Origin of the sequence: Kineococcus auxinigenes (assembly GCF_050871525.1) — a bacterium.
Lineage (GTDB): Bacteria > Actinomycetota > Actinomycetes > Actinomycetales > Kineococcaceae > Kineococcus.
Genome location: NZ_JBKBCT010000126.1, coordinates 1 through 5,204, shown reverse-complemented (window position 1 = coordinate 5,204; position 5,204 = coordinate 1). Strand labels below are relative to the sequence as shown.

Here is a 5,204-nt window from a genome sequence, read left to right as displayed (position 1 = left end):
CCCCCCCCCCCCCCCCCCCCCCCCCCCCCCCCCCCCCCCCCCCCCCCCCCCCCCCCCCCCCCCCCCCCCCCCCCCCCCCCCCCCCCCCCCCCCCCCCCCCCCCCCCCCCCCCCCCCCCCCCCCCACCACGGGGTGGGGAGGAGATGAGGGGAGGGGGTACGGGGTCAGGCGACGAGGGAGAGGTGGGCGGTGGGGGCGGCCGCGGGGGCGGTGAACCCCGCCGGCACCGCGCGCCCGCCCGAGGAGGTGAGGTCCAGCGGCTCCGCGGCGGCGCGGCGCAGCAGTTCCGCGACCGGCAGGCCCAGGGCGCCGCAGATCGCCGCGACGACCTCGGAGGAGGGTTCCTTGCCGCCGCGCTCCACCTGCGACAGGTGCGGCAGCGAGACGCCCGAGGCGGTGGCCACGTCGGCGAGGGTCCGCCCCTGGTCCCGGCGCTCCTCGCGCAGGACCGCGCCGAGCAGTTCGCGCAGCAGGGGCGCGTGCGGTGCGGTGCTGCTCACGGGGACCTCCGGCCTCGGGACCCTCCCGACGCTAGCGGCCGGGGCCGGAGCCGGCAGGGCCGTCCGCTGAGAGCGGACGACCCCGCCGGGGTCAGCGGGGGGTCAGCGCCCCTCGAAGGCGCTGGCCATCTGCACCTGCTCGTCCAGGACGGCGCCGATGCGCGCCTGCACCGCGTCCAGTTCGCGGATGATCGCGGCGGTGCCCTCGATGCCGGCGCTCACCTGCTCGCTGGAGACCTGGATCCCGGCGATCTGCTGCGCGACGCGCTGGGTGGCGTCGGCGGTCTCGCGGGCCAGGTCCTTGACCTCGCTGGCGACGACCGCGAAACCGCGGCCCAGCTCACCGGCGCGCGCGGCCTCGATGGTGGCGTTCAGCGCCAGCAGGTTCGTCTGGTCGGCGATCCCGGAGATGATCTTGATGACCTCCCCGACGGCCTGGGAGGCCTGCGCCAGTGCGTGCACCTCGCCGGTCAGGGCGGAGGCCTGCCCGGCGGCGGAGTCCCCGACCCGCCCGGCGTCGAGGACCGCGTCGCGCAGCCGCGAGACGGTGTCGAGCAGTTCGCGGGAGTTCTGCGCGTCGGCCTCGGCGCGGTGCAGCACGTCCAGGCGCTGCGAGACCAGCTGGGCCACGTTGCGCAGCGCCGCCGCGCGCGTCTCGGACAGGTCGACGAACTCGGTGACGAAGAAGTCCATCGTGCCCACGACCTGCCCACCCACGACGATGGGGAAGCACACGCCGGACTTCACGCCGGCGCGCTGCGCGGCGGGGGCCCGCACGCAGTCGGTGACCTCGGCCAGGTCGCGCACGAACACCAGGTCGCGGGAGCGCCAGGCACGCCCGGACAGCCCCACGCCCTCCGCGAACGAGGCGGCCAGCGTCACGCGGCGGAACTCGTCACCGGCCGAGCCGGACTCCACGGAGAACTTCAGGGTGCCCTCGGACTCGTCCAGGGCCCAGAACGACCCGTACGCCCAGCCGAACACCCTCCGGACGGTGTCCAGGGCGATGCGGACCGCCTGCTCCCGGTCGCGGCCGTCGTTCAGCGCGGTGACGACGGTGGTGACGGCCTCGCGGTCGGCGAGGGTCTCGGCCAGCGCCGCGCGGTCGCGCACCGTGCGGCGGGCGTTGGCCAGCACGCGGTCGATGGTGCGCCACTTCTCGGCACGGGCGCCGAAGAACGGCAGCGGCTCGTGGTGGTAGTACTCGGCGAGGCACACGACGCGGCCGTCCTCGACGACGGGGAACAACGCGCCCTCGACCGCGCCGGCCTCGCGCGCGTCGCGCCAGCGCTGGCACGTGCTGGTGGACGACTGCGCGGTCAGGTGCACGTGCTCGCGCTCCTGCAGGACCCGCCCGCCCCAGCCGTCGCCGGGGCCGATGGCGGCACCGCGCGAGCGGGCCATCCCGGCTGTCCCGGAACCGAACTCCGCGGCGATGACGAACCGCCCGTCGGGCCGCGGGCACCACACGGCGCCGTAGTCCAGGCCCAGGACGCCGGTGACGACCCGGGCGGTGGTGCGGTGCACGTCCTCCTGGCACCGGGCCTCGTCGAAGGCGACGAGGACGGCCTCCAGGGCCTCCACGTCGCGGGGCACCTCACCCGGGGGCAGCACTGCGGCACCGGTCTGCTTCTTGCGTCCGAACACGTCGACTCCGAAGGTCCTGGGGTCCGCCGGGGTTCGACGGGGCGCGGGGGCGCTCCCTCCCATCGGCACCGCCCGTCCGCGCCTTGACCGGCCCGCACCTCGACCGGCCCGCACCTCGACCGGCCCGCCGCACGCCCCTGCGCCAGACTGGCCCGGTGCTGCGAGAGCCCCGCCCCCGCGACGCCCGCCGCCCGGTGGCGGCCGCCCTGCTGCTGGGGGTGCTGACGTGCTCCGCCGCGGCGCCGGCCGCGGCGGTCGACCCGTTCCGGGTGCCCGACCAGGTCACCGACCGGGTGGGGGCGCTGGTCGGCACGGACGTGACGCCGGCGCTGCGCGAGCTGCAGCAGCAGGAGGGCGTGCAGCTGTGGGTCGTGTTCGTGGAGTCCTTCGACGGCGCCGACCCCGTGCAGTGGGCCGACGAGACCGCCACGGTCAGCGGCCTGGGCGTCGACGACGTGCTGCTGGCGGTGGCGACGCAGGAGGGCGCCTTCGCGTACTCCGTGGACGACGCCTCACCGCTGAGCGACGCGGACGTGGCGCAGGTGGCCCGCGACACCGAGGCGCGCCTGGCGGAGGGCGACTGGGGCGGCGCGGTCGTCGCCGGCGCGGAGTCCATCGACGGCGCGCTGGGCGGCGGGTTCCCGTGGGGGGTGGCGGCCGCGGGCGCCGTCGTGGTCGCCGGGGGCGGGGCGCTGCTCCTGTCCCGCTCGCGCCGGCGCGGCGCGGCCGGGGGCCGGGCCGGCGCCGCGGGCGGCGAGTTCGCCGGCACGAGCACCGCCGACCTGGCCCGCACCGCCGACGCGCTGCTGGTGCGCGCCGACGACGCGGTGCGCTCCAGCGCCGAGGAGCTGGAGTTCGCCACCGCGGAGTTCGGCGAGCAGCGCACCGCGGGCTTCCGCGACGTGCTCGGCGAGGCGCGCACCGCGCTGACGGCGGCGTTCACCGCCCGGCAGGGCCTGGACGACGCCGAGCCGGAGACCGAAGCGCGACGCCGCGAGGTGCTGACCGGGATCGTCGCGGACTGCCGCCGCGTGGACGAGACGCTGGAGGCCGCCTCCGCCGGCGTCGACGAGCTGCGCGACCTGGTGCGCCGCGCCCCGGAGGTCCTGACGGGCGTGGAGGAGCGCCTGCCCGCCCTGCGCGCCGCGGTGGAACCCGCGCGGCAGCGGGTGGACGCGCTGGGCGCGGAGTTCGGGACCACGGCCCTGGCAGCGGTCGCGGACGCGCCCGGGGAGGCGTCCGAGCGCCTGGACCTGGCGGAGCGCTCGGCCCTCGAGGCGCGCGGCGCGCTGGCCGACCCCACCCGCGCCGGCGAGGTGGTGGACGCGGTGCGCGCCGCCCAGGGGGCGCTGGCGCAGGCCGAGCAGCTGCTGGCCTCGGTGGAGCGCACCGGCACCGACCTGCGCCGCGCGGTGCAGGAGCTGCCCGTGGCGCTGGCCCGGCTGCGCGCCGCGTCGGCCGAACCCGCGGGGACCTCCGCCCCGGTGCCGGCGGAGCTGGCCGGGGCGCTGGCCGCCGCGCGCGCCGTCGCCGCCTCGGCGCAGCAGCAGGGCGCCGAGGACCCGCTGGGCGCGCTGCACCGCGTGGTGGAGGCCGAGCGGGCGCTGGACGCGGCGCGGGACGCGGTGGAGGCGACGGCCCGCGAGCGCCGCCAGGAGCGGGCGGCGCTGGAGCAGGCGCTGCTGGCGGCGCGCGCGGAGGTGGACGCGGCGGAGGACTTCGTGGCCACGCGGCGCGGTGCGGTGGGCGGCACGGCCCGCACCCGGCTGGCGGAGGCCCGCCGGCACCTGGAGCGCGCGGTGGCGCTGACGCAGGAGGACCCGGCGGCGGCGCTGCAGCACGCGCGCACGGCGGACGCGCTGGCGGAGGAGGCCGGGCGGCTGGCGCGCGCCGACGCGGCCTCGTGGGGTGCGCCGGGGACGGTGGCGGGCCCGGGCCTGGAGGACCTGCTGGGTGCCGTGCTGGTGGGCGGTGGGCGGCGCCGCACGGGGTTCGGCGGTTCGTGGGGCGGCGGGTTCGGCGGGGGCTTCGGCGGGTTCGGCGGCTCGTGGGGCGGTCCGGGGCCGAGCGGGCGGCGCGGCCGCCGGTCGGGCGGGTTCGGCGGGAGCTTCGGCGGGGGCTCCGGTGGCGGCCGGCGCTCCTCCGGCGGGGGCCGGCGCGGGGCGGGCGGGCGGTTCTGAGGGCCGTTCCGGGCTGCCCGCTCCGGCGGGGCCTGGGAGGGTCGGGGCAGCACGAGCAGCACGAGTCGCCGGCGCGGCCGGCGGGGAGGACGGGGACGTGGCGCAGAAGCAGTCGATCCTGGGTCGCATCGCGCAGCTGGCGCGGGCGAACGTCAACGCGCTCATCGACCAGGCGGAGGACCCGGAGAAGGTCCTGGACCAGGTGATCCGGGACTACACGGCGAACATCGCCGACGCGGAGGCGGCGATCGCGCAGACCATCGGGAACCTGCGCCTGGCGGAGGCCGACCGCGACGACGACGTGGCCGCCGTGCGGGAGTGGGGCGCGAAGGCGCTGGCGGCCTCGCGCAAGGCGGACGAGCTGCGCGCGGCGGGGAAGGCTGCGGAGGCGGACCGCTTCGACGAGCTGGCGAAGCTGGCGCTGAAGCGGCAGATCTCCTTCGAGCAGGAGGTCAGCGCGGCGGCGCCGCAGATCGCGGCGCAGACGGAGGTCGTCGACAAGCTCAAGAGCGGGCTGGCGTCGATGAAGGAGAAGCTGGTGGAGCTGCGCGGCAAGCGCGACCAGCTGGTGGCGCGCGCGAAGGCCGCGCAGGCCCAGTCGCAGGTGCAGGCGGCGATCGGCTCGATCGACGTGCTGGACCCCACCTCGGAGCTGTCGCGCTTCGAGGAGCGGGTGCGCCGGGAGGAGGCGCGGGTGGCCGGGCAGGCGGAGCTGCAGGCCGACTCCCTGGACGCGCGGTTCGCCGAGCTGGAGGACCTGTCGGCCGACCTGGACGTCGAGGCCCGCCTGGCCGCCCTGAAGTCCGGCGCCTGACCCCCCGCCCCCGAGTCCCGCGGTGATCTTGCACGGTTGAACGTTCACCCGTGCAAGATCACC

The 5,204-nt window shown here is 78.2% G+C and carries 4 protein-coding genes; 2 read left to right on the top strand and 2 right to left on the bottom strand.

Annotation, left to right across the window (positions count from 1 at the left end):
* Positions 1–164 precede the first annotated feature (164 nt).
* Together ACRYR9_RS19450 and ACRYR9_RS19445 are read right to left on the bottom strand one after the other, a co-directional pair.
* Entirely contained in the window at positions 165–500 is a 336-nt protein-coding gene (locus ACRYR9_RS19450) for a helix-turn-helix domain-containing protein (RefSeq protein ID WP_432499059.1), read from the bottom strand.
* 102 nt (positions 501–602) lie between these two features.
* The gene (locus ACRYR9_RS19445) at positions 603–2,147 is read right to left on the bottom strand and encodes a methyl-accepting chemotaxis protein (protein ID WP_432499056.1); all 1,545 of its coding nucleotides are present in this window, start codon (positions 2,145–2,147) and stop codon (positions 603–605) included.
* Positions 2,148–2,302: 155 nt separating this feature from the next.
* Between ACRYR9_RS19445 and ACRYR9_RS19440 the strand changes: the two genes are divergently transcribed.
* A complete protein-coding gene (locus tag ACRYR9_RS19440) occupies positions 2,303–4,327 on the top strand; it encodes a TPM domain-containing protein (RefSeq protein WP_432499054.1) in 2,025 nt (674 codons plus the stop codon).
* A 97-nt stretch (positions 4,328–4,424) separates the two neighbouring features.
* Positions 4,425–5,141 (top strand): PspA/IM30 family protein, encoded by a 717-nt coding sequence (locus ACRYR9_RS19435; RefSeq protein WP_432499052.1) that lies wholly within the window; start codon positions 4,425–4,427, stop codon positions 5,139–5,141.
* Positions 5,142–5,204 lie beyond the last annotated feature (63 nt).